Raw genomic sequence first — 21,096 nt, 5'->3', positions numbered from 1 at the left:
CAAAGCATGATCGAAATACATTTGAAACTTGTACATCGTGGCGCACCGTATCAGGTTTGCTCCCCGTTCATTTACTCTATGGTGAATGTCGTGACGAATGATGGTCTTGGAAACATGGTGGGCTTCTGTGCTGTCAGCCCTTCACTACTGCTGCGGTTGCGGTGAGCATGGTTATAGGCTTGGGACTGCTGCCAGTTTTTGAAATGATCTTCGGACTGCCAAAGGGTAAGTACGACATACGTATCATCCTTCAGCGGACGAAGCACACGAATACCGACAAAACCGGGTTCGTCTTCCACTTTGCGTGCACGGTTTTTGAAGCGTTCTTCGAAGTCGTTCCGTCCATCTTCTGTTACGGGTATGTTGTTCAGAACAGCGTAACCGCCGCCTGTCCAGGAGCCTGCGGCATCGAAGGCCTCATATGCCGCTACGTTGTCATCGGACTCGATGTTCATCAGACGTTCTGTCGATTCAATGGCCAAACGAACCTGTTCCTCGCTGCGCAAAGTCAGATGCGGATATGCAGCAAGTGCATCCGGAATCGGTGAAGGGACCAAATAGATATACATAGAAGCTGCCTCCTTATTTACGTACATTCTTCCTCAAGATAGCATATGGGAGGGGGCGAGTCCAATCCGCTGACTGGCTGGTTTGAGCACGGCTTTTCGTGATAAAGTATAGAGACTACAAACAGAACGGGTGATCGCATGACAACCGCAATTCGAATATTAGTCAGGCCTTTGGTGGAATATGTGTACCGCAGTGGCAGCATACGTCCAGGGTTTCGCACCAATGCATCGATGCAGGAGGGAACCCGGATACACCAGCGGGTGCAGAAGGATTACACAGAAGAGGATCTGAAAGAAGTGGTTCTCGAAGTGGAGCTGCAGCATGGAGACTTGACCTACGTGGTGGAGGGACGTTGTGACGGGCTGATTCGTCTGGATGGTCAGCTGACGGTGGATGAGATCAAATCCACTGCGGGAAATCTGGACGATCTGGGCGATGGAGCCCCGGTACACTGGGCTCAAGCCATGATGTATGCCTATATGTACGCGGTTCAGCATGATGAACCCCGTATGCAGGTACAGCTTACGTACGTGCACACAGTGAACAATGAAGAAAGACGTTTTCGGCGGATGCTGGAACGGCAGGAGCTTGAACAGTTTGCAGCAGAGCTGGTTGCTGGTTATGCGCCATATGCTGAGATGATTGTGGCTTATGAAGAGAAGCGCGATATAAGCGTGCGAGAACTGCCTTTTCCTTTTCGCAAATACAGGGAGGGACAGCGCAAGCTGGCAGGAGCGGTATATAAGACGATTCGCGAGGGGCAGGGACTGATGGCGAAGGCGCCAACGGGTATTGGTAAAACGATGTCGGTACTCTTTCCCACCGTCAAGGCGATTGGTGAAGGGGAAGCCAAACGATTGTTCTATCTGACCGCAAGAACGACGACGCGTGTTGCGGCAGAAGAGGCTTTTGCCCGGATGCAGGCGGAAGGGTTGAAGATGCATGTGATCAGTCTGACCGCGAAGGACAAGATATGTTTTAAGGAAGAGGAAGCCTGTGATACGGGACAATGTGGCATGTGTGAAGGATACTATGACCGTATTAATGGAGCTGTGCTGGATATGCTGGAGCATGAAACGTTGATGACACGCCCGGTTATTGAACAGTACGCGCGCAAGCATCGGGTGTGTCCGTTTGAATTTTCACTGGATGCTGCGTATGCAGCCGATGCGGTGATCTGCGACTATAACTATATTTTCGATCCGCGCATCTCTCTCAAACGCATGTTGGAGGAGCAGAAGCGCAAGACGGTTCTACTGGTCGATGAGGCCCATAATCTGGTCGATCGGGGCCGAATGATGTTTTCGGCAGAGCTGGAGAAGGCGGTCTTTCTGGATGTCAAAAGGGAATTCCAGACGCTGGGCAGCAGTGTGACCGCTGCTAAAGCCATTGCTGATCGTACGGGTGCCATCGATAAATATTTGATCACGCTTCGCAAGAATGGCGGGGAAGAGGGCAAATTGCTGCAGCAAGAGGCGCCAGAGGAGCTGATTGAACTGCTGGAGCCTTTTGTCATGGTTGCGGAGCAATGCCTTGTTGAAGGCGGTTCGGGAAATGCGGAGACGGATGAATTGCTGCTGGAAGCCTATTTCACCGCACAGAATTTCCTGCGCATTGCCAAGCTGTACGATGAACGCTTCATTACCTATGCTGAATGTGTGCGAAGTGAAGTACGAGTGAAGCTGTTCTGCCTTGATCCATCCGTGCTGCTGCGACAGACTGCCAAAGGGTTCCGTTCCACGATTCATTTCTCTGCGACATTGTCACCCCTTGGTTATTACCGGGATATGCTAGGTGCGGAGGAAGAAGATTATACTTTGCGTATTCCTTCGCCTTTCCAGCGGGAGCAGCTGGATGTGAGATTGCTGCCATTATCGATTCGCTATCGGGACCGTGAACGTTCCAGACAGCCTATTGCCAATATGCTGCGCCAGTTGGTTGCCGAGTGGCCCCATAGCAACCTTCTTGTCTTCTTCCCTTCCTATCCGTATATGCGAGAAGTACATGGGACCTATATGGAACAGCCGGGGGAGGCAGAAGTCGTGATGCAGGAGCAGGGTATGAGTGAAGAGGAACGGGAGGCGTTTCTGAACGCGTTCCAGCCCCATCCTGAACGAACACGATTGGTGTTTGCCGTTATGGGCGGTGTGTTTTCCGAAGGTGTAGATCTGCCGGGTGATCGTCTGAATGGAGTTGTGGTCGTCGGGGCCGGACTTCCCCAGATTGGTCTGGAGAACAACGTACTCCGCGATTATTATAGTCGGACAGGGAGAAACGGATTTAACTATGCCTATGTTTTCCCCGGCATGAACAAGGTACTGCAGGCAGGGGGAAGGCTGATTCGTACGGAAGAGGACAAGGGCGTTTTGGTGCTGGTAGATGATCGTTTCACTGAGGAGCCATATCGTTCATTGCTGCCTGAGGAATGGCTGGACTACACACGGATTTCACCCCAATAATTCATGATATTTATATGAATTGAACTAAACATTTACACGAGAACGGAGAGGGCAGAAATAACCTGAAGAAGCGAAGCTACAAGCTTTCTGTAAGAAAGCTACTTCGGAAGCAAAGGCTTCGCCTTTATCCCCGGATTTTCCCCCTTGAAAAAGGAATCCAAAAAATCTGGGGATAACAGCGATCAGAGGGTTGTTCTGTCATCGGAGTGGCAAGTGTAAATATTCTTTAGTTCGATTTATAGCCAAAGAACAACCGCGAATTTTTCAGCTTTCTTTTCTGTGCATGATTGAAGCATAGGCCGAAAAGGGTATTACTTGGATAGCATACGAAGAACGAACAAGGACGATAGAGATCCGTGCCATGGTCCGCTTCGAAAGCAATCAAGGAGGTCGGTTGGGAATGAAGAGAAATCATACGATGATGCAATTTTTTGAATGGCACCTGGCCGCAGACGGAAACCACTGGAAGCGATTAGCTGAAATGGCGCCAGAGCTGAAAGCCAAAGGCTTCGACTCCGTGTGGGTGCCTCCGGTGACCAAAGCCGTATCTGCCGAGGATACCGGTTATGGCGTCTATGACCTGTACGATCTGGGCGAATTTGACCAGAAGGGCAGCGTACGCACCAAATATGGCACCAAGCAGGAACTGGTCGAGGCGATTGCCGAGTGCCAGAAGAATGGTGTTGCCGTTTATGTGGATCTGGTAATGAACCATAAGGCCGGTGCGGATGAAACGGAAGTCTTCAAGGTGATTGAGGTCGATCCCAATGATCGATTGAAGGAAATCTCCAAACCGTTCGAGATTGAGGGCTGGACAAAATTCACTTTTCCGGGCCGCGGGGATCAATATTCCTCTTTCAAATGGAACGCTGAACACTTCAATGGCACTGACTATGATGCCAAGGAAGAACGGAGTGGTGTGTTCCGCATTGCATGGGAGAACAAGAACTGGAATCAAAACGTCGACGATGAGTTCGGCAACTATGACTACCTGATGTTCGCCAATATTGATTACAATCACCCGGATGTCCGGCAGGAAATGCTCCAATGGGGAAAATGGCTCATCGATACACTGCAATGCAGCGGTTTTCGTCTGGATGCGATCAAACACATCAACCACGAATTCATTAAGGAATTCGCTGCTGAGATGCTCCGCAAACGGGGGCAGGATTTCTACATTGTAGGGGAGTTCTGGAACTCCAATCTCGATGCATGCCGTGAATTTCTGGATACGGTGGACTATCAGATTGATCTGTTCGATGTGTCCTTGCATTATAAACTTCATGAAGCCTCTCTGGCTGGCCGGGACTTCGATCTTTCCAAAATTTTTGATGATACCCTGGTGCAGACGCACCCAACGCATGCCGTAACGTTTGTTGATAACCATGATTCCCAGCCGCATGAAGCGCTGGAATCCTGGGTGGCCGATTGGTTCAAGCCGAGTGCATATGCGCTGACTCTGTTGCGTCGTGACGGTTACCCTGTAGTCTTTTACGGTGATTACTACGGCATTGGGGGTCCCGAACCTGTTGATGGCAAGAAGGACATTCTGGACATTCTGATGTCCGCCCGTTACGACAAAGCGTATGGAGAGCAGGAGGATTACTTCGACCACGCGAACACGATTGGATGGGTACGTCGTGGGGTGGAAGAAATCGAAGGCTCCGGTTGTGCAGTAGTTATCTCAAATGGTGATGATGGTGAGAAAAGGATGTTTGTTGGCGAACACCGCGCAGGCGAAGTCTGGACCGATCTGACGCACAGCTGTGAAGATAGCATTACCATTGAGAAAGATGGCTGGGCTACCTTTCATGTATGTGGCGGGGGTGTTTCCGTATGGGCTCTTCCGGATCAGGGTGAGGAATCTGCCGCTCAATAGAACGCTGAGGGTCATTAAGTTTTCATATAGACTAGTAAACCACCTGAACTGGCAATCATCTGCCAGACAGGTGGTTTTTTATGTTAAGTGGACTATCTTTTTCGTGTTATCCTTATATGGAATAATAAACCAATATATTGATTACTCTAACATCGATTAGTGATCGTCTTAGATAGATCATACCGAGGGGGAATTCGGGTGAGTAGATTACTACACTTGGGGTTGTGGCTGCTTGTGATGGCGATTTGTCTGGGGGCTTGCAGTTTCGGAACAAACAAGGGGCCGAGGGGGGAACCGAAGCGAACGGATGATTATACGCTGAATACCGAGCGAAGGGATTTGACCCAGCGTTTGCTGAAAAACCCGGATTCCTTTCAGAAGCGTTTGCCAGATGATTATAGCTTGACTGCTACTGTTAGAGTTAATCATGAATCTGATCTGGACCGCATTATATATGAGATTTCTGTTAAAGAGGCCCGGGTACCAATGGTCAATGTGATACAGTCTTTTACACTTGATCCCTCCTTAATAAATAGCATTAACGCCACAGAGCTCCTTAATTCCAATGCGGGAAACACGCACGAGACTACTCTGGGTCCTGGAAAAGAACCGTTGGGATTGAGTTTAGGCAGAGATTATATTTTGAAGCCAAAGGCGGAGATTCACAGCAATATCATTAAAACCTATCAGGATATGTATATCAAAATTTCCTACGGACCAAATGATCAGCGAACGGAAGATTACATTCATGTTAAAGCTGAGCCATCTCCTGAAACTATTGAATATATGAAGTCATGGAAAGAAGATCAATAAAAAGGCAGCACCCGAAACTCCTTCAAAGGAAACTGAATGGATGCTGCCTCTTCATTTCGGAGCTACATATGGCTCAATTCGCGTGTTACACTCCCAATTCAAATGACTCCAGCGTGCCCGCCATTCTTAGATCATGCTCTTGATTGAATTGAGTCCGCTTGTCCGCATCGGCGTATTCATCATGATAATGCATGAGCACGGTTTTCTGTCTTATTTCGGCAGGCAGCTGTTGCAGATCTTTTAGTGAGGTGTGGGATTTGATCACCAGATCATGCATATGACATTCATGGAAAATTAGCTGTACGTCTGCGGAGGCCTGCTGCACCCGTTCCTGATCCAGCGTGCTATCCGCGCTATAGTAGAAGTAGGGCTTCGCAAGCAGGCCATTGCTGATCATGCCCGGCACGTGTTGTGTTCGAAAAGTCTCAAACGTCACGCCCCCCAGCTCAAATGTGCCTCCATCCGGTAAAGGTACGATATCGTAATAGTCGCTCATCGTACGCTCCCCATCGGTTGTATAACGCATGCCTGGGGATAAAATATTCCATAACGGATCAACCAGCTCTTCGTGGATAAACAGACGTGGCTTGCGGTCGCCCACAATCTGTGAATAATATCCGAGCATTTGTACTCCGTTAATATGGTCTTCATGCAGATGGGTAATAAACACATTGTGAATATTCGTCATTGGAAACCCGTATTCTTTCAATGCTTTCGCATTCGACTCTGGAAAATCAATCACCAGATGGGTATCGCCGAATTCAGCCAGCATACTGTTGTGGTGCTGCTCTACGCTGAACATGTCTCCTGTACCGAGAAATGTAATTTTCATTGAATTCATCTCCTTCTCACAATCTTCAAATCAGTATAATTGCAATTAAAAACAGTATACCTTGTTCCAGGATATATGCCTAAATCAACCTTTTGTGATAACGCTATCATTTTATATTGAACTTTGTGGGCAAACAGTGTAGCGTAAAGATTGGGAAGTGAACCCATATGAACGTAAACTCACCTAAAGGGAGCGTGCGAGGCGAATGAAATCTTTTCTGGATGAACAATTTTTACTGCATAATGAAACGGCGATCAAGTTATATGAAGATTATGCGAAAGACATGCCGATTATTGACTATCATTGCCATCTCAGTCCACAGGAAATCTACGAGAATAAGACCTTTGGCAATATTACAGAGGCTTGGTTATACGGTGATCACTACAAATGGCGGCTGATGCGCGCAAACGGAATTGAGGAGCAATACATTACGGGAGGAGAAGGCGTAACGGATTACGATCGTTTTCTGGCGTATGCCAAAACCGTACCCATGATGATTGGTAACCCGCTGTACGCGTGGTCTCATCTGGAATTACAGCGTTATTTCGGTGTCTATGAAGTGTTGAATGAGACGAGCGCCCCCGCCATCTGGGAAAAAGTAAATGCAAAATTGAACAGTGCCGGGTTTGGTGCACGTGATCTCATTACCAAATCCAATGTCACCGTGGTATGCACAACCGATGATCCATGTGATTCCCTGGAATATCACCTGAAGATTCAGGAGATTGAAGGATTTGATACGGCCGTACTGCCTTCATTCCGCCCAGATAAAGGGCTCGAATTGAACCGGGATACCTTCTCGGAATGGGTGGGCAAGCTATCACAGGCAGCTGGAACGGCGATCTCCGATTATGATTCATTCCTTGCTGCCCTTGAATCACGGGTTGAGTTCTTCCATTCTGTAGGTGGCAGAGTATCGGATCATGCACTGGATTATGTACCTTTCGGTGTGGCTACACGAGAGGAAGCAGGGGCTATATTTGCCAAGGCTCTCGCGGGGCAGAAGGTTAGCCGTGAAGAAGAGGACAAGTACAAGACGGTAACGTTGACTTTCCTCGGCAAACTGTATGCAGATCGTGGCTGGGTGATGCAGTTCCATATTAATGCTGCCCGCAACAATAACAGTCGGATGTTCGCCCAGCTTGGCCCGGATACCGGATATGATGCGGTGAATGATACGCCACTTTCCTCGGCAGTCATCGGCCTATTGGATGCACTTGATCAGGAGCAGGCGTTGCCTAAAACCATTCTGTATTCCCTGAATCCTCGGGACAATGAAGTGCTCGCAGCGATTATGGGCAGCTTCCAGGGCGGTGGCATCCCAGGCAAAATACAGCTTGGTGCGGCTTGGTGGTTTAACGATACGAAGGACGGCATGCTGGCTCAAATGAAGGCGCTGGCGAATGTAGGTCTAATCAGCCGCTTTGTTGGCATGCTGACCGATTCCCGCAGTTTTCTCTCGTACACAAGACATGAGTATTTCCGTCGTCTGGTCTGCAACCTCATCGGTGAATGGGCCGAACAAGGCGAGGTACCGCATGATATGGAACTACTTGGACAGATCGTACAGGGCATTGCCTACAACAATGCGAAGGAGTATTTCCCTTTTGCATCCGCATTCAAAGCGGTCTCTGCTTCGCAGTCCTGATTCGTCTATATTGGGTTCGAAACCGTGGCTTTCAAGTCACGGTTTTTTGGTGTGAATTTGTTGTTTGACTTTCAATTTGCACAGGAATATACTTAGTACACCTAATTAATTGATTGGCTATTTAATTGGAATGCTATTTAATAGATATCCTATGATGTTGGGTCTCTATGGAATGATAATAAAAATAAGGGGGGGGACATTGATGACTGGTATAAATCCGGTCGCCCAGAAAGTTTTATACTCCATCATGCAGTTTAGTAAAGGCAAATGGAGACAGCATAAACCTCATGGGCGCAATCATAATGAAATTATGGTACTGGGCAGTTTGCTTCACGGCATGCATCCGGGAGAACGGTTGAACTGGAAGGACAATCCGCCTGATTTCAATGACACAATCCAATCGAATCATCCAGGACTGAAAGTATCGGAAATTAGTGCTTTATTACGCGTGAAATCACCGACGATTACTCCTGTCATTCGTGGGCTTGAGGACGAGGGACTGGTTAAGCGAACCATGGACCCGGAGGATCGCCGCGCAGTTCGCATTACGATTACTGAAGCAGGCCGTGAAATTATTCGGGCGGCTCATCAGGAGCGCATGGAGATTTTCAATAAGCTTGTTGAGCATCTGGGTGAGGAAGACAGTCTTCAATTAGCGGAGTTGTTAACCAAGGTGTACACCTTTTTTGATACACGAGTTTCTCAACAGACAGATACGTCTACAGAAGGAGATGATAAGCCATGATGAAACTGTTTCGCATGCTTAAGCCATACCGAATCCCCATTTTCTTCATATTGAGTCTGGTGCTGTTACAGTCATTAGCTGAACTGTACTTGCCGACCCTGATGGCGGATATCGTGAATCACGGTATAGTAAAAGGGGATGTGCCATATATTTGGCAGATTGGCGGCTGGATGCTGTTGATCGCGATTGCAGGTACAGCTTGTTCCATAACAGCCAGTTATCTTTCTTCCCGCACAGCGGGCGGATTTGCCAAAAAACTGCGCAGCAGAGTGTTCCGCCATGTGGAGAACTTTTCACTGCAGGAATTTGATAAATTGGGTACAGCCTCGCTGATTACCCGTACCACAAATGATATTACACAGGTTCAGAACGTATTAACAATGATGCTGCGCATGATGGTTATGGCTCCAATGATGTGTATCGGTGGTATCTTTATGGCAGTATCCCAGGATGCCAAATTATCGACCATCTTCCTGGTTGTTTTGCCTGTGCTGGCAGGAGCCATTGCACTGATTGGTGCGAAGGGTCTGCCTTTGTTCAAACAAATTCAGAAAAAGCTGGACCGACTCAACCTGGTCCTGCGTGAGCAATTAACAGGGATTCGTGTCGTTCGTTCCTTTAATCGTGGGGAACATGAACGTGCCCGCTTTAATGGAGCCAATACGGATCTGCGGGACGTTTCCATTAAAGTGAATGTGCTCATGGCGACATTAATGCCTGTCATGATGCTGGTGATGAACTTTTCGATGATTGCCATCCTTTATTTCGGTGGACAGCGTATCGACAGCGGGCATATGGATATCGGTTCATTAATTGCGTTTATTCAGTATGCGATGCAGATCATGTTCTCTCTCATTATGGTCTCCATTATCTTTGTCATGATTCCAAGAGCTTCAGCTTCGGCAGAGCGGATCAACGAAGTCTTGGATATGCAGCCGGATCTGAGTAACCCTGAGCAGCCTCGCAGCATGAGTGCACTGCAAGGTACGATCGAGTTCGATAACGTGACATTCCGTTACCCGGGTGCAGAAAATGCTGCATTGTCAGGCATTTCATTTACAGCACGTCCAGGTGAGACCACGGCCATTATTGGGGGTACGGGCTCAGGGAAATCTACATTGCTCAGTCTCATCCCACGTTTCTATGATGTAACGGAGGGCAGTGTACGGTTGAATGGAACAGATGTCCGTGAGCTTCGGCAGGAAGATCTGCGGGCCAAAATCGGCTTTGTACCGCAAAAGGCGGTCCTTTTCACCGGAACAATTGCGGAGAATATCCGCCACGGGAAGGATGACGCCACGATGGAGGAAATTGTTCATGCCGCTCAAACGGCCCAGGCAGAGAACTTCATTACGGAAATGAAAGACGGTTACGATAGCGTCATTGCGCAGGGAGGCAACAACGTATCTGGTGGACAGAAGCAGCGTTTGTCCATTGCACGCGCACTTGTACGCCGTCCGGAAGTATATATTTTTGACGACAGCTTCTCGGCTCTCGATTTCAAAACGGATGCCAAGCTTCGTGCTGCCCTGAAGTCCGAAACGACGGAAGCAGCAGTGCTTATTGTGGCACAGCGCGTAAGTACGGTTATGAATGCCGATCGCATTCTGGTTATGGATGAAGGACGGATTGTCGGTTCAGGAACACATAAAGAGCTGCTGGAGCACAATGAAGTGTATCGCGAGATTGTATCCTCCCAGCTGACAGAGGAGGAGATCGCATGAGTGAACGTACAGAACGCAAGTCACCTCGTCCCCCTGGCGGACCGGGTCATCCGGGAGGCGGAATGGGCATGCGGCCTCCGGTGGAAAAAGCGAAGGATTTCAAAGGTACACTGCGCCGCTTGATGCGGTATCTTCAGCCCCACAGCTATCGTTTGCTGGGTGTGCTGGTCGCAGCCATTCTAAGCACCGTGTTCAGCATCATCAGTCCGAAGGTCATGGCGGAAGGAACGGATATTCTAAGCCAAGGCGCTATTGCCATCCTTCGGGGTGTGCAGGGGGCCGGAATTGATTTTCCTGCGTTGATGAAAGTATTGTATCTGCTGGTGGGGCTCTATCTGTTTAGTGCAGCTTTCATGTACATCCAGCAGTACCTGATGGCTGGTGTAGCTCAGCGAGTTGTGTATGACATGCGTGAGCAGATCAGTGCCAAGGTTGGGCGTCTGCCACTGAAATATTTTGACTCCCGTACCCACGGAGAAACATTAAGCCGGGCAACAAACGATGTGGACAATATCAGTAATACACTCCAGCAAAGTTTGGCGCAGTTCATTACGTCTGTCGTCACCATTGTCGGGGTTATCATCATGATGCTGACGATTAGTCCATGGATGACTCTTATTACCATTTTGACACTGCCGTTAAGTGTAGTTGTTGTTATGCTGGTGGCATCCCGTTCGCAAAAACACTTTGCCGGCCAGCAGAAATCACTTGGTGAATTGAATGGTCATGTTGAGGAAATGTACACCGGACACAAGGTGGTTAAAGCCTTTGGCCGGGAAGAACATTCGGTAGAGCAGTTCGAAAAAGTCAACGAAGAACTGTATGAGTCCGGTTGGAAAGCCCAGTTTATCTCGGGTATTATCATGCCACTGATGACGTTTGTAGGTAACATTGGTTACGTGCTGATCTGTGTGGTCGGCGGGATCTTTGTTACGCGTGGTGCCATCTCCATCGGGGATATTCTTGCATTCACTCAGTACTCCCGTCAGTTCACGCAGCCGATTAACCAGATTGCCAACATCTCAAATATCATTCAATCCACGATCGCTTCAGCGGAGCGGGTATTTGAATTGCTGGATGAAGAGGAAGAGGTTCCAGAGTCTTCGAAACCAGTACAATTGCAGCAACCACAGGGTGCGGTTGCATTCCACGGTGTGAATTTTGGATATAAAGCGGATGAGTTACTCATTCAAAATATGAATATTGATGTAAAACCGGGACAGACGGTAGCCATTGTCGGGCCGACTGGAGCGGGGAAAACCACGCTAATCAACCTCCTGATGCGTTTCTACGAAATTCAGGATGGCCAAATTACGATTGATGGCGTGAATATCGTGGACATGGAACGCGGCAAGCTACGCAGCCTGTTCGGGATGGTGCTTCAGGACACCTGGCTGTTTAACGGAACGATCCGTGACAACATTGCATACGGCCGAGAAGGTGCAACGGAAGAGGAAGTCATCAAGGCAGCCGATGCGGCCCATGCGGATCACTTCATTCGTACCTTGCCTGATGGATATGACACGGTGCTGAATGAAGAAGCATCGAACATTTCCCAAGGTCAGAAGCAATTGCTGACGATTGCAAGAGCGATTCTGGCGAATCCGGCCATTCTGATTCTGGATGAAGCCACGAGCAGTGTTGATACACGGACCGAAGTGTTCATCCAGAAAGCGATGAATGATCTGATGAAGGATCGCACCAGCTTTGTAATTGCCCACAGATTGTCCACCATTCGCGGAGCCGACCTGATTCTTGTCATGGATCATGGTAACGTAATTGAGCAGGGCAATCATGAGGAACTGATGGAGAAACAGGGCTTCTATGCTGATCTTTACAACAGTCAGTTTAGTGAGCAGCAGCCACAGGCAATCTGATCGCTGTCAGCGTTAAAAATAGCCGGGCACCCTCTGGGTGATCCCGGCTATTTGTCTGCCCAATGGTGTGATTTGTGGGCGGAGGCAGTGTGTATCATGCGATGCAGTGTACGGTGCAAGGTACGATGCAAGGTATGGTGTCTTGTCTCCCGACGCTAACGAATCGAGGACACCTTATATCGGGGAAAAGCGTGGAATGTCAAAGCTAACGAACTGGAGACACGCTAATTCGCAGAAGAGTAGTAAAAAAGCAGTGAAAGTCGCACCGAATGAGGAAATAAAGTGTCTGAGGTTCGTTACAACACAGGAATGGTGGAATTGGACGAAATAGAGCGTGCTCGATTCGTTAAACGTTTATCCACTGCTATAACGAATCATTTATTTATTTCTTGCTGATCGTCAGTCTCCTTCGCAGGTGCTTCTGCGTTGTCGCCGGATGACGTCTTTACTTCCAGCTTTGCATCTTCGTTTGACTCCTCAAGCGCAGAAGGTGCCGGCTCGCCCGGTATCAGTTCACGCTGCTCGATCATGCGTTTCACGACCTCATAACAGTCATCAACATGTTTGTTGCCGACATAACGCATGGCTGTGAAGCTGAGCGCGGCAGCCAATCCCTGCCCTGCAAACGGAACAAATTTGGCGACCGATTTGGTGGCTACGCGTATCCCGACTCTTTTCAGGACCTGTACCACCAATTCCTTGGTGACCATACGTCCGATGATTTTGCTTCCAATCGACATGACGAATCCGTAAATCATGGATTTGGTCTCAGGGTCCATACCATCGAGCTGCTTTTGAGATAATCCAAATTTATTATTTATGGCAGGCAATAGCTGCATGAGCATCCCAACATCGGCCAGTACGTCTGTACCGGGAAGAGGAACAAGTGTTGTACCAGCGGAAGCGGTAGCTCTCTTTTTGACCATGGTGCGGCATTCCTTGCGAACTTGCTCCAATTGTTCCAACGTTGCCGGAATCATAGGGAATCCCTCCATTCGTATATGGTATAGATATAACCGTTTTGAGTCGTTTTGAATGGTGTTTTCTACAGTAGAAATTGGTGACCTTGGCATATGAGTGTAAAGTAACCTTTTTTCTCAATCGTACGTCTAGTAAAAAAAGGAAATAAATATCGCTATGACAGGTATCTGAGTATTACGGATGAGGGGGGATTACGATGCATACAAGGTTAGGAGCGCTACTGGTATTATGTTGTATATGTGGGCTAATCATTACAAGCTGTTCGGCAAAGGAGGACCCGAATAAGATGCAATTCAATTCGGATCAGGAGCTATCCGAGTCAGAACGAAATGCTGCTCTGAAAGAGAACGAGCCCGAAAGAATCCAAGCGATGAATACCATGGGGCTGCACATCCTTCAACAGATGAGCGCCAAAGAGAAGGGTGACGGAAATAATCTGCTGATCTCCCCTTACAGCATTTCGGCGGCGATTGGCATGGCCTATAACGGTAGCGTAGGTGAGACTAGGCAAGAGATGGCGGAGGTGATGGGTTGGTCGGGGCTAGAAATGGAGCGAGTGAATGCTTCTCAGGCTGCTTTACAGCAGTTGTTGACCCATCCGGGTAATGGAATTGAGATTGGCATCGCCAACTCTATGTGGATGAAGGACGGAATTCCGGTAGAGGAAACGTACAAAACTACCATACAGCAAGCTTATGAAGCTGAGCTCAGGACACTCAATGGACAACCAACACAAGCAAAAGAAGAGATCAATCAATGGGTGAAGCAGCACACCGAAGGCATGATTCCAAACTTGATGCAGGAGCCGCCTGAAAAAGAAGCGCTGATGATTCTGGTGAATGCTATTGCATTTGATGGCAACTGGATGGATGAGTTTGACCCGGAGTACACGACGGACGACGAGTTCAAGCTGGCAAATGGAAAGGCACTATCTGTGCGGATGATGCATCAGAAGAAGCAGTTCCAATACTCGGAGAATGAGGACTGGCAGGCGGTTAGGCTTCCTTACGGAGAAGGACAGATGCATCTGCTCGTCGTCTTGCCGCGAGAGGGACGTACGCTGGATCAGGTTCAGCAGCAGTTGCTGGATGCTCCGAAACGGTTGGATGCTGGCTCTGAATACAGACTGGTTGAGCTGTCCTTGCCGCTTTTTCGTGCGGAGTATGGCGTGAACCTGAGAGAAACGCTGCAACAGATGGGTATGGAAATGGCCTTTGACCCTTATGCTGCTAATTTCACGGGAATGATTTCTCCCGGGCCGAACTTGCAGGCATACATTGGTCAGATACAGCATCGCGCCGTGATGGAGGTTAACGAGCAAGGTACCGTAGCCGCTGCTGCAACAATGGTGGGAATGGAGGCTGGAAGTGCTCCACCAACAGATCCGGTGAAGATGAATGTGAATCGTCCATTTATGGTCGCTGTAGTAGATGAGGCTACAGGCGCATGGGTGTTTGCTGGATCTATTTACAACCCGGAACCACTTGAGGAGAATTAAGCGCAGTGAAGGCATTCCTTCCAAATCGTTCTTTCACTTGAATATAAAGACACCCGCCGAGCTTCGGTGCTGGCGGGTCATCTTTTCTAACCGGGGATGGTTGTGGATCCGCGGTTTTTTCTTTTTGAACAGGTAAATGGACTAATCGTTAGCTCTCCGCTACCTGATTGCTAGCAATACTGACGTGCCGTTCCCGGAATTCATCCTCAAGTATGCTCATCTGAATGGCATCGTGATATTGATGATTGTAAAACAAGGCATCTCGCCGTACACCTTCGCGTTGAAATCCGAGCTTCTCATATGTACGAATTGCACGCTGATTGAAGGCATACACTTCAAGCTCGATTCGGTGCAGGTTGCAGATACCAAAGCCATAGTCCAGCATAAGTAGCAGAGCCTCGCTTCCATAGCCTTTGCCTTGGTTTTCTGTGTTATCGATAGCGATCCGAATGTGCGCACTCCGATTTTTGGTATGCATGTCCATTAGGGCAATATCCCCGATGACCTGGTCATTTTCCTGCAAGGCAATTAGCAGCATTAGTCGCGAGTCATCTTGTGCCGCGTTTTCGATGTAACGTTCTACTTGGGAACGGGTGAAGCTGTTTTGTGTCCCGGTGAGTCTGCGCATCTCGGCGTCAAACAATCCGGGGAAATAGCCATCAACGTCTGTCGATTCAAAAGGACGCAGATAGATGCGCTTCGTTTCCATTAGACGTGGAATGCGTGGGGATGGTGTTGGTTGGGACATGGGTTTTTCCTCCTGTGAGTTCAAATTGCTGCCGAGACGCGAGACGATCGAGCAGATCGCCGCATTGGCAAAGGCCTGGAAAGATGTTTACTCCTTGTGAGCGGCTCCGTCCAAAAATAAAGCGACCAGCTCACGTGCCAGATCGGCAATCGTTTCATGCATGTCGCGCACGCCTTCTCGATTTGCCAGCATCAGCAAGGACGTGAATGCGTGAGCAAGCAGCATGGGATTGGCAGAACGTAAATATCCGCTATCCATCTCCCGTTTGAAGTGGGTGGCGAGGACTTCATAGATGCGGACCTCGGCTTCCCGGATCTGGGCCAGCTGATCTGCATCCAGATACGTATTGGCTTCACGCATCATGGTCTCGGTATCGACGTGGGATTGCTGCATCCGTCCTTCTGCGACTTTCTCCAGCCTCTCTTGCAATGTACCGGGTGCATCCATACGAAGAGCTGTTTGCTGCATACCCATGGCCATCATGTTGGTGATGGCGACGGTGAATAACTGAGGTTTGCTGGAAAAATGATAATAGATCGATGCTTTAGTCACACCGCATACCGAGGCAATTTGCTGAAGGGAGACGGGTTCATACCCGTATTCCATAAATAACCGCGAGGCGGTCATCAAAATTTTTGACTGGGCTGATGCCTGATCGGCACCGGCTTTGGGCCTGCCCGGCGAGCGGGGAGGGTTTGTTTTATTGCTCATGGCTGCATACCTCTTTACTTATTCATGTTGGCTGTACAAAAGTGTTCACAAAATTAGTATTTGCAATATTAACCTTCCGGTATATATAATTAAATCAATTATACTATGACCCGTGGTTCATTTCTATATTTATCACATAATAACGGCTTCATAGAACCAGAATAGGGAGATGAAGAGACAATGCAAGAAGGTTCGGGCTACGGCCGCTGGGTTGCCGGCAAACGAAGCAAATGGATTACACTGTTGGTATGGATCATCATCGCGGTTGTTCTTGGTGTGGTGTGGCCTGCTGTAGGTGACCGTGAAACGAATAACGCGCAGGATCTGAGTGAATCCAAGCCATCGGTGCAGGCGGCAGCAGTTGCCCTGAAAGAATTTCCCGGCGGCGAAGGCGTTCCTGCTCTCATCGTATGGCGTCAAGCCGGCGGGCTGACGGATGAACAGATCGAGAACATTCAAGCGTTAACGGAGCGACTGGATCAGGATCCGGTCGAGCAGCAGCAATCGGTGGTACCTCTATATCAAATGCCGCCACAGGCTCTGAAAGGTCAACTTTCGGAAGATGGAAGCACCTTGGTTATGCCGCTCTTTTTTAATAAGGAAGCTGATTCGTCACAGCTAAAGGAAGGCATTGAAGCACTGGAGCAGAAAACGAAAGATATTTTCGGTTCCGACCCATTTGACGTTGCCATCGATGATGCCAGCGCACTAAGTGCACGGGTGACAGGTCCGGTTGGGATATCGATTGATGCGAGCGGACTGTTCTCATCTGCGGATGTATCCTTGCTGATTGCAACCGTTGTGCTGGTACTTGTGCTGTTGCTGTTGATCTACCGTTCGCCAGTACTGGCGATTATCCCGATTATTGCGGTTGGGTTCGCTTATATGGTCACCAGTCCGATCCTCGGATTTATGGCGGATCAGGGCTGGATTACAGTGGACGCGCAGTCTATCTCTATTATGACGGTATTGTTATTCGGTGCAGGAACGGACTACTGCCTATTCATGATCTCCAGATTCCGTCAAATTCTCTATCATGAGCCGGATAAAAAGAAAGCACTCTTCCAGGCGATTACCGGATCGTCCGGTGCAATTGCCATGAGTGGATTTACAGTTGTAGCAGCGCTGCTGGTGCTGCTGTTCGCTGAATACGGTGCGTATCACCGTTTTGCCGTACCATTCAGTTTATCCATCTTCATCATGTTTATTGCGAGCCTGACCCTGGTTCCGGCATTGCTGGCGATCTTCGGTCGGGGTTCCTTCTATCCGTTTGTACCGCGTACACACGACATGGAAGTGGAGCGTGCCAAGAAAAAAGGCAAACCGGCTCCTGCACCGCGCAAAATCAAGGAAAGCTGGATTGGACGTACGGTGGTAACCAAACCTTGGACAGTTCTTGCGATTACGCTGGTGTTGTTGGGTGGGCTGGCTGCTTTCTCTAGCCAAATCAAATTCACGTATGACTTGCTATCATCCTTCCCCGAGAATGTGTCTTCTCGCGAAGGCTTTAAGGTCATTGGGGAACAGTTCTCGGAAGGTGAATTGGCTCCTGCCAAAGTAATTATCGACACCGAGGGCAAAGAAACGGATCTGAAACAGCGTCTGGAGTCGCTGGATTATGTAAGCAAGGTAGGTGAAGCGCAGCAGGGTGCCGAGAATGCGAACATCACTGCTTACGATGTAGAGTTCAATCTCAATCCATACTCCATGGAAGCGATGCAGCATATCCCGGATCTGCGGGCAACGGCTGAACAGGCGTTAACAGATGCAGGGATTACAGGTGTGGACAGCCATGTCTGGATCGACGGTCAGACGGCTGAGCAGTATGATATCGAAGTCACCGGAGAGCGCGATGCAAGCATCATTATTCCAGTCGTAATTGGGATGATCACGTTGCTGCTCCTGTTATATTTGCGCTCGGTTGTAGCGACGGCGTATCTGATTGCCACAGTAGTCCTGTCCTACTTCTCCGCACTGGGTCTGGGTTGGCTCATTATTCACTATGGACTGGGAGCAGACGCCATTCAGGGAGCGATTCCGCTGTATTCCTTCGTATTCCTCGTGGCGCTGGGTGAGGACTACAACATCTTCATGATCTCAAGCATCTGGCAAAAACGCAAAACGATGCCCCTTCGCCAAGCGATCAAGGAAGGTGTGGGCGAAACCGGGTCTGTTATTACTTCCGCAGGTCTGATTCTTGCAGGTACGTTTGCCGTACTGGCAACACTGCCGATTCAGGTGCTGGTGCAATTCGGTATCATCACGGCTGCGGGTGTTTTGCTCGATACGTTCCTCGTTCGACCATTTATGGTGCCTGCAATTACAGCTTTACTGGGCAAATGGGCTTTCTGGCCAGGCAAATATGCGCCTGTAGCAGAGAAGGCCAAAGACAAACAAAATCAATCCATGTAATCAATGGATGGATTCAGACAAGGACAGTGAGGCCACAAGCCTGCTGTCCTTGTCTTTTTACCATTTTCAATAGTTAGGTGGGGCAGCGAGGTCTGAGATGGAAGGTTAAACTGTAAAATATCCGTAGAATCAGGCGTGTTTCCTGCTTTCTTTGCGTGTGGAAGGTTTACGTAGCCAAGGGTTATGGGACATAATAGAGGTAACGTCAGCCACAGGCAGACGGACGGGATGAACATCAATGGGACAACCAGGGGGAAGGATGAAAACTAGCATGACGAATCAACTTAATGTGTATTTTAACCATGATGGCGGCGTGGATGACCTCGTATCGCTGTTCATGCTTCTGCAAATGGACAATGTAAATGTAACCGGTGTATCGGTTATTCCGGCAGACGGATATCTGGAGCCAGCTACAGATGCCAGCCGTAAAATTATCGATCGCTTCGGCACATATTCCGTAGAGGTATCAAAATCCAACTCCAGAGGGAAAAATCCATTTCCTGCGGCGTGGAGATTGCACTCCTTCTATGTAGATGCACTTCCAGTACTGAACGAATCCGGCAAAATGGAAGCTCCTCTGTCTGCCGTTCCGGCTCACCAGCATCTGATTGAGAAAGTGCGCAGCACCGAAGGCAAAACGCTGCTTCTGTTCACAGGACCGCTGACGGACCTCGCGCGTGCACTTGACGAAGCACCAGACATTGAAGAGAAAATCGACAAGCTGGTGTGGATGGGTGGTACGTTCGAAAGAGGGAACGTCGAAGAGCCTGAGCATGATGGTACAGCAGAATGGAACGTATTCTGGGACCCGGAAGCAGCTTACCGTGTATGGCAGAGCGGCATCCAGATTGATCTGGTTGCGCTCGAAAGTACGAATAAAGTACCTCTGACACCTGCTGTGCGTAACCGTTGGGCTGCAGAGCGTCGCTTCGAAGGCGTTGACTTCCTGGGCAACTGTTACGCAGGATGCCCGCCACTGGTGTACAGTGAAACGAATTCCACATACTACCTGTGGGATGTGCTGACTACAGCTTCGGTTGGGCGTGAGGACATCGTGAAGAAGAAAACGGTGAACTGTATCGTTATCCCGGATGGTCCAAGCCAAGGTCGTACAGTGGAACAAGCAGATGGACGTCCAGTACAGCTCGTGTATGATACTGATCCGGAAGCTTTCTTCACGTACATGACGGATTTGGGCAAAAAAGCTGCTCCGCAGCGCTACTAATTCAGGCAGCCGCGAGGCCAGCCTCCATTAAAGGTACAACAACAAAAAGCCGCAGGGAGAGTAGCCGGGATACCCCGGTTTCCGCCATGCGGCTTTGTTGATGTTACCCTGGTGCCTATTCAACTCGCCCCGCTCTACAACGAGATGGGTAATTTCTCGTGTTCAAATGTTGAAGCAATCAGCGGAAGTGCTCGTTACATCGTTCCACCGCCCTGACGAATGGAGGCAGGAATCTTCTCAGGCCCCTGATTAATATATTTATTAATAAAAGTACCTACTTTGGCATCATCGAACTGGTCCAGCTTCATGGTTTTGGTCCATGCCGTCACAACAACCTCACTGCCCTCGGGGATGTCCTTGTTCGGGACAGCGAGGATACCTGATCCAGCTTTGCGGAACTTGGCAAGGTATTTCAGATGCTCCTTCAGTTCATCACTTGCGTTCTCACGGTAATAAATGATGATATCCCCATGCTCCAGATTATGTACTAGGTAAGGATATCCGGGGAAATCGGTGTAAAATCCAAACTTGATATCATGCGGATTATGAGGTCCCGACGTCGGGATGGTCATCTCATATTGGATCGGTTCTTCCGTATGATCTGCCCCATAGTATTTATCGTCGGTCACGTCGATCGCAGCACCAGAATTCAGATCTGCAACATCATACTTGGTAAGTGCGCCCTGCATGAAGAAAAGAACAAAAGCAATGATCGCCACTCCCAGTAGTGCATGAGCAGCCAGGCGGATGGACCTGGATTTCTTTTTAATCACAGCTCGTTCATTCTTCTTCATATGTGCCAGTACAGACTTCTGGGTGCGTGAAGACCAGATATAAGCTGCAATGGAGAGCAATAGAACGACTGCACCGACGATAAGCCACAGGTAGGATGTGCCTGCTTCGTGCTCCATTTGCATATGATTCATATTCATATCGATTTTCTCTGCCTTTCTTAGTAAAATTGTATGAACATC

At 48.9% G+C, this 21,096-nt stretch carries 16 protein-coding genes; 10 read left to right on the top strand and 6 right to left on the bottom strand.

Translation table 11 applies throughout. The features are described 5' to 3' along the window. Window positions 1-71: 71 nt before the first annotated feature. On the bottom strand, window positions 72-569 hold the full coding sequence (locus tag QP794_RS09235; RefSeq protein WP_053782707.1) for an antibiotic biosynthesis monooxygenase family protein: 498 nt from the start codon (window positions 567-569) through the stop codon (window positions 72-74). Between the two features lie 138 nt (window positions 570-707). Between QP794_RS09235 and QP794_RS09230 the strand changes: the two genes are divergently transcribed. From QP794_RS09230 to QP794_RS09220, 3 genes are all read left to right on the top strand, one after another. Next, entirely contained in the window at window positions 708-3,029 is a 2,322-nt protein-coding gene (locus QP794_RS09230; protein ID WP_285075927.1) for a helicase C-terminal domain-containing protein, read from the top strand. A 400-nt stretch (window positions 3,030-3,429) separates the two neighbouring features. Next, on the top strand, window positions 3,430-4,908 hold the full coding sequence (locus QP794_RS09225; protein WP_285075926.1) for an alpha-amylase: 1,479 nt from the start codon (window positions 3,430-3,432) through the stop codon (window positions 4,906-4,908). Window positions 4,909-5,106: 198 nt separating this feature from the next. Continuing rightward, complete coding sequence (locus QP794_RS09220) at window positions 5,107-5,721, top strand: hypothetical protein (RefSeq protein WP_285075925.1); 615 nt, start codon at window positions 5,107-5,109, stop codon at window positions 5,719-5,721. A gap of 85 nt (window positions 5,722-5,806) precedes the next feature. Here the strand turns inward: QP794_RS09220 and QP794_RS09215 are convergent, their stop codons facing one another. Further along, window positions 5,807-6,553 carry an MBL fold metallo-hydrolase gene (locus QP794_RS09215; RefSeq protein ID WP_285075924.1) on the bottom strand — a complete coding sequence of 249 codons (747 nt, stop codon included), beginning with the start codon at window positions 6,551-6,553 and terminating at the stop codon, window positions 5,807-5,809. Between the two features lie 205 nt (window positions 6,554-6,758). Between QP794_RS09215 and uxaC the strand changes: the two genes are divergently transcribed. The 4 genes from uxaC (at window position 6,759) to QP794_RS09195 (ending at window position 12,547) form a co-directional block, all read left to right on the top strand. Next, complete coding sequence (gene uxaC, locus QP794_RS09210; protein WP_285075923.1) at window positions 6,759-8,201, top strand: glucuronate isomerase; 1,443 nt, start codon at window positions 6,759-6,761, stop codon at window positions 8,199-8,201. Window positions 8,202-8,403: 202 nt separating this feature from the next. After that, window positions 8,404-8,946 (top strand): MarR family winged helix-turn-helix transcriptional regulator, encoded by a 543-nt coding sequence (locus QP794_RS09205; protein WP_053782716.1) that lies wholly within the window; start codon window positions 8,404-8,406, stop codon window positions 8,944-8,946. After that, complete coding sequence (locus tag QP794_RS09200; protein WP_285075922.1) at window positions 8,943-10,670, top strand: ABC transporter ATP-binding protein; 1,728 nt, start codon at window positions 8,943-8,945, stop codon at window positions 10,668-10,670. Before QP794_RS09205 ends, QP794_RS09200 begins: the two co-directional genes overlap by 4 nt. Next, on the top strand, window positions 10,667-12,547 hold the full coding sequence (locus QP794_RS09195) for an ABC transporter ATP-binding protein (RefSeq protein WP_285075921.1): 1,881 nt from the start codon (window positions 10,667-10,669) through the stop codon (window positions 12,545-12,547). The genes QP794_RS09200 and QP794_RS09195 overlap by 4 nt, the downstream gene beginning before the upstream one ends. A gap of 374 nt (window positions 12,548-12,921) precedes the next feature. Here the strand turns inward: QP794_RS09195 and QP794_RS09190 are convergent, their stop codons facing one another. Further along, complete coding sequence (locus tag QP794_RS09190; protein WP_285075920.1) at window positions 12,922-13,527, bottom strand: hypothetical protein; 606 nt, start codon at window positions 13,525-13,527, stop codon at window positions 12,922-12,924. Window positions 13,528-13,814: 287 nt separating this feature from the next. Here QP794_RS09190 and QP794_RS09185 point away from each other — a divergent pair, with 287 nt between their 5' ends. After that, on the top strand, window positions 13,815-15,026 hold the full coding sequence (locus QP794_RS09185; protein WP_285075919.1) for a serpin family protein: 1,212 nt from the start codon (window positions 13,815-13,817) through the stop codon (window positions 15,024-15,026). 148 nt (window positions 15,027-15,174) lie between these two features. Here QP794_RS09185 and QP794_RS09180 read toward each other — a convergent pair whose 3' ends face one another. Together QP794_RS09180 and QP794_RS09175 are read right to left on the bottom strand one after the other, a co-directional pair. Further along, window positions 15,175-15,774 carry a GNAT family N-acetyltransferase gene (locus QP794_RS09180; RefSeq protein ID WP_285075918.1) on the bottom strand — a complete coding sequence of 200 codons (600 nt, stop codon included), beginning with the start codon at window positions 15,772-15,774 and terminating at the stop codon, window positions 15,175-15,177. A gap of 87 nt (window positions 15,775-15,861) precedes the next feature. Continuing rightward, window positions 15,862-16,485, bottom strand: coding sequence for a TetR/AcrR family transcriptional regulator (locus QP794_RS09175; RefSeq protein WP_285075917.1), 624 nt, complete (start codon window positions 16,483-16,485; stop codon window positions 15,862-15,864). A 180-nt stretch (window positions 16,486-16,665) separates the two neighbouring features. On the opposite strand from QP794_RS09175, the gene QP794_RS09170 reads away from it, so the two are divergent. Together QP794_RS09170 and QP794_RS09165 are read left to right on the top strand one after the other, a co-directional pair. Beyond that, complete coding sequence (locus tag QP794_RS09170) at window positions 16,666-18,897, top strand: MMPL family transporter (protein ID WP_285075916.1); 2,232 nt, start codon at window positions 16,666-16,668, stop codon at window positions 18,895-18,897. Window positions 18,898-19,168: 271 nt separating this feature from the next. Next, on the top strand, window positions 19,169-20,122 hold the full coding sequence (locus QP794_RS09165; RefSeq protein WP_285075915.1) for a nucleoside hydrolase: 954 nt from the start codon (window positions 19,169-19,171) through the stop codon (window positions 20,120-20,122). Window positions 20,123-20,316: 194 nt separating this feature from the next. Here QP794_RS09165 and QP794_RS09160 read toward each other — a convergent pair whose 3' ends face one another. Then, entirely contained in the window at window positions 20,317-21,048 is a 732-nt protein-coding gene (locus QP794_RS09160) for a DUF3105 domain-containing protein (protein ID WP_285075914.1), read from the bottom strand. Between the last annotated feature and the right edge of the window lie 48 nt (window positions 21,049-21,096).

The sequence above is a fragment of the Paenibacillus sp. UMB7766-LJ446 genome, from assembly GCF_030226665.1.
Lineage (GTDB): Bacteria > Bacillota > Bacilli > Paenibacillales > Paenibacillaceae > Paenibacillus > Paenibacillus vandeheii.
The sequence above is the reverse complement of the archived record's forward strand: the minus strand, read 5'-3'. Positions and strand labels throughout refer to the sequence as shown.

Bases quoted from the DNA above. Each gene is read 5' to 3' on its own strand.
- QP794_RS09170 (WP_285075916.1), top strand. From the start codon at position 16,666: ATGCAAGAAGGTTCGGGCTACGGCCGCTGGGTTGCCGGCAAACGAAGC.
- QP794_RS09175 (WP_285075917.1), bottom strand. From the start codon at position 16,485: ATGAGCAATAAAACAAACCCTCCCCGCTCGCCGGGCAGGCCCAAAGCC.
- QP794_RS09190 (WP_285075920.1), bottom strand. From the start codon at position 13,527: ATGATTCCGGCAACGTTGGAACAATTGGAGCAAGTTCGCAAGGAATGC.
- uxaC (WP_285075923.1), top strand. From the start codon at position 6,759: ATGAAATCTTTTCTGGATGAACAATTTTTACTGCATAATGAAACGGCG.
- QP794_RS09205 (WP_053782716.1), top strand. From the start codon at position 8,404: ATGACTGGTATAAATCCGGTCGCCCAGAAAGTTTTATACTCCATCATG.
- QP794_RS09195 (WP_285075921.1), top strand. From the start codon at position 10,667: ATGAGTGAACGTACAGAACGCAAGTCACCTCGTCCCCCTGGCGGACCG.
- QP794_RS09165 (WP_285075915.1), top strand. From the start codon at position 19,169: ATGACGAATCAACTTAATGTGTATTTTAACCATGATGGCGGCGTGGAT.
- QP794_RS09235 (WP_053782707.1), bottom strand. From the start codon at position 569: ATGTATATCTATTTGGTCCCTTCACCGATTCCGGATGCACTTGCTGCA.
- QP794_RS09230 (WP_285075927.1), top strand. From the start codon at position 708: ATGACAACCGCAATTCGAATATTAGTCAGGCCTTTGGTGGAATATGTG.
- QP794_RS09215 (WP_285075924.1), bottom strand. From the start codon at position 6,553: ATGAAAATTACATTTCTCGGTACAGGAGACATGTTCAGCGTAGAGCAG.
- QP794_RS09225 (WP_285075926.1), top strand. From the start codon at position 3,430: ATGAAGAGAAATCATACGATGATGCAATTTTTTGAATGGCACCTGGCC.
- QP794_RS09200 (WP_285075922.1), top strand. From the start codon at position 8,943: ATGATGAAACTGTTTCGCATGCTTAAGCCATACCGAATCCCCATTTTC.
- QP794_RS09160 (WP_285075914.1), bottom strand. From the start codon at position 21,048: ATGAATCATATGCAAATGGAGCACGAAGCAGGCACATCCTACCTGTGG.
- QP794_RS09185 (WP_285075919.1), top strand. From the start codon at position 13,815: ATGCAATTCAATTCGGATCAGGAGCTATCCGAGTCAGAACGAAATGCT.
- QP794_RS09180 (WP_285075918.1), bottom strand. From the start codon at position 15,774: ATGTCCCAACCAACACCATCCCCACGCATTCCACGTCTAATGGAAACG.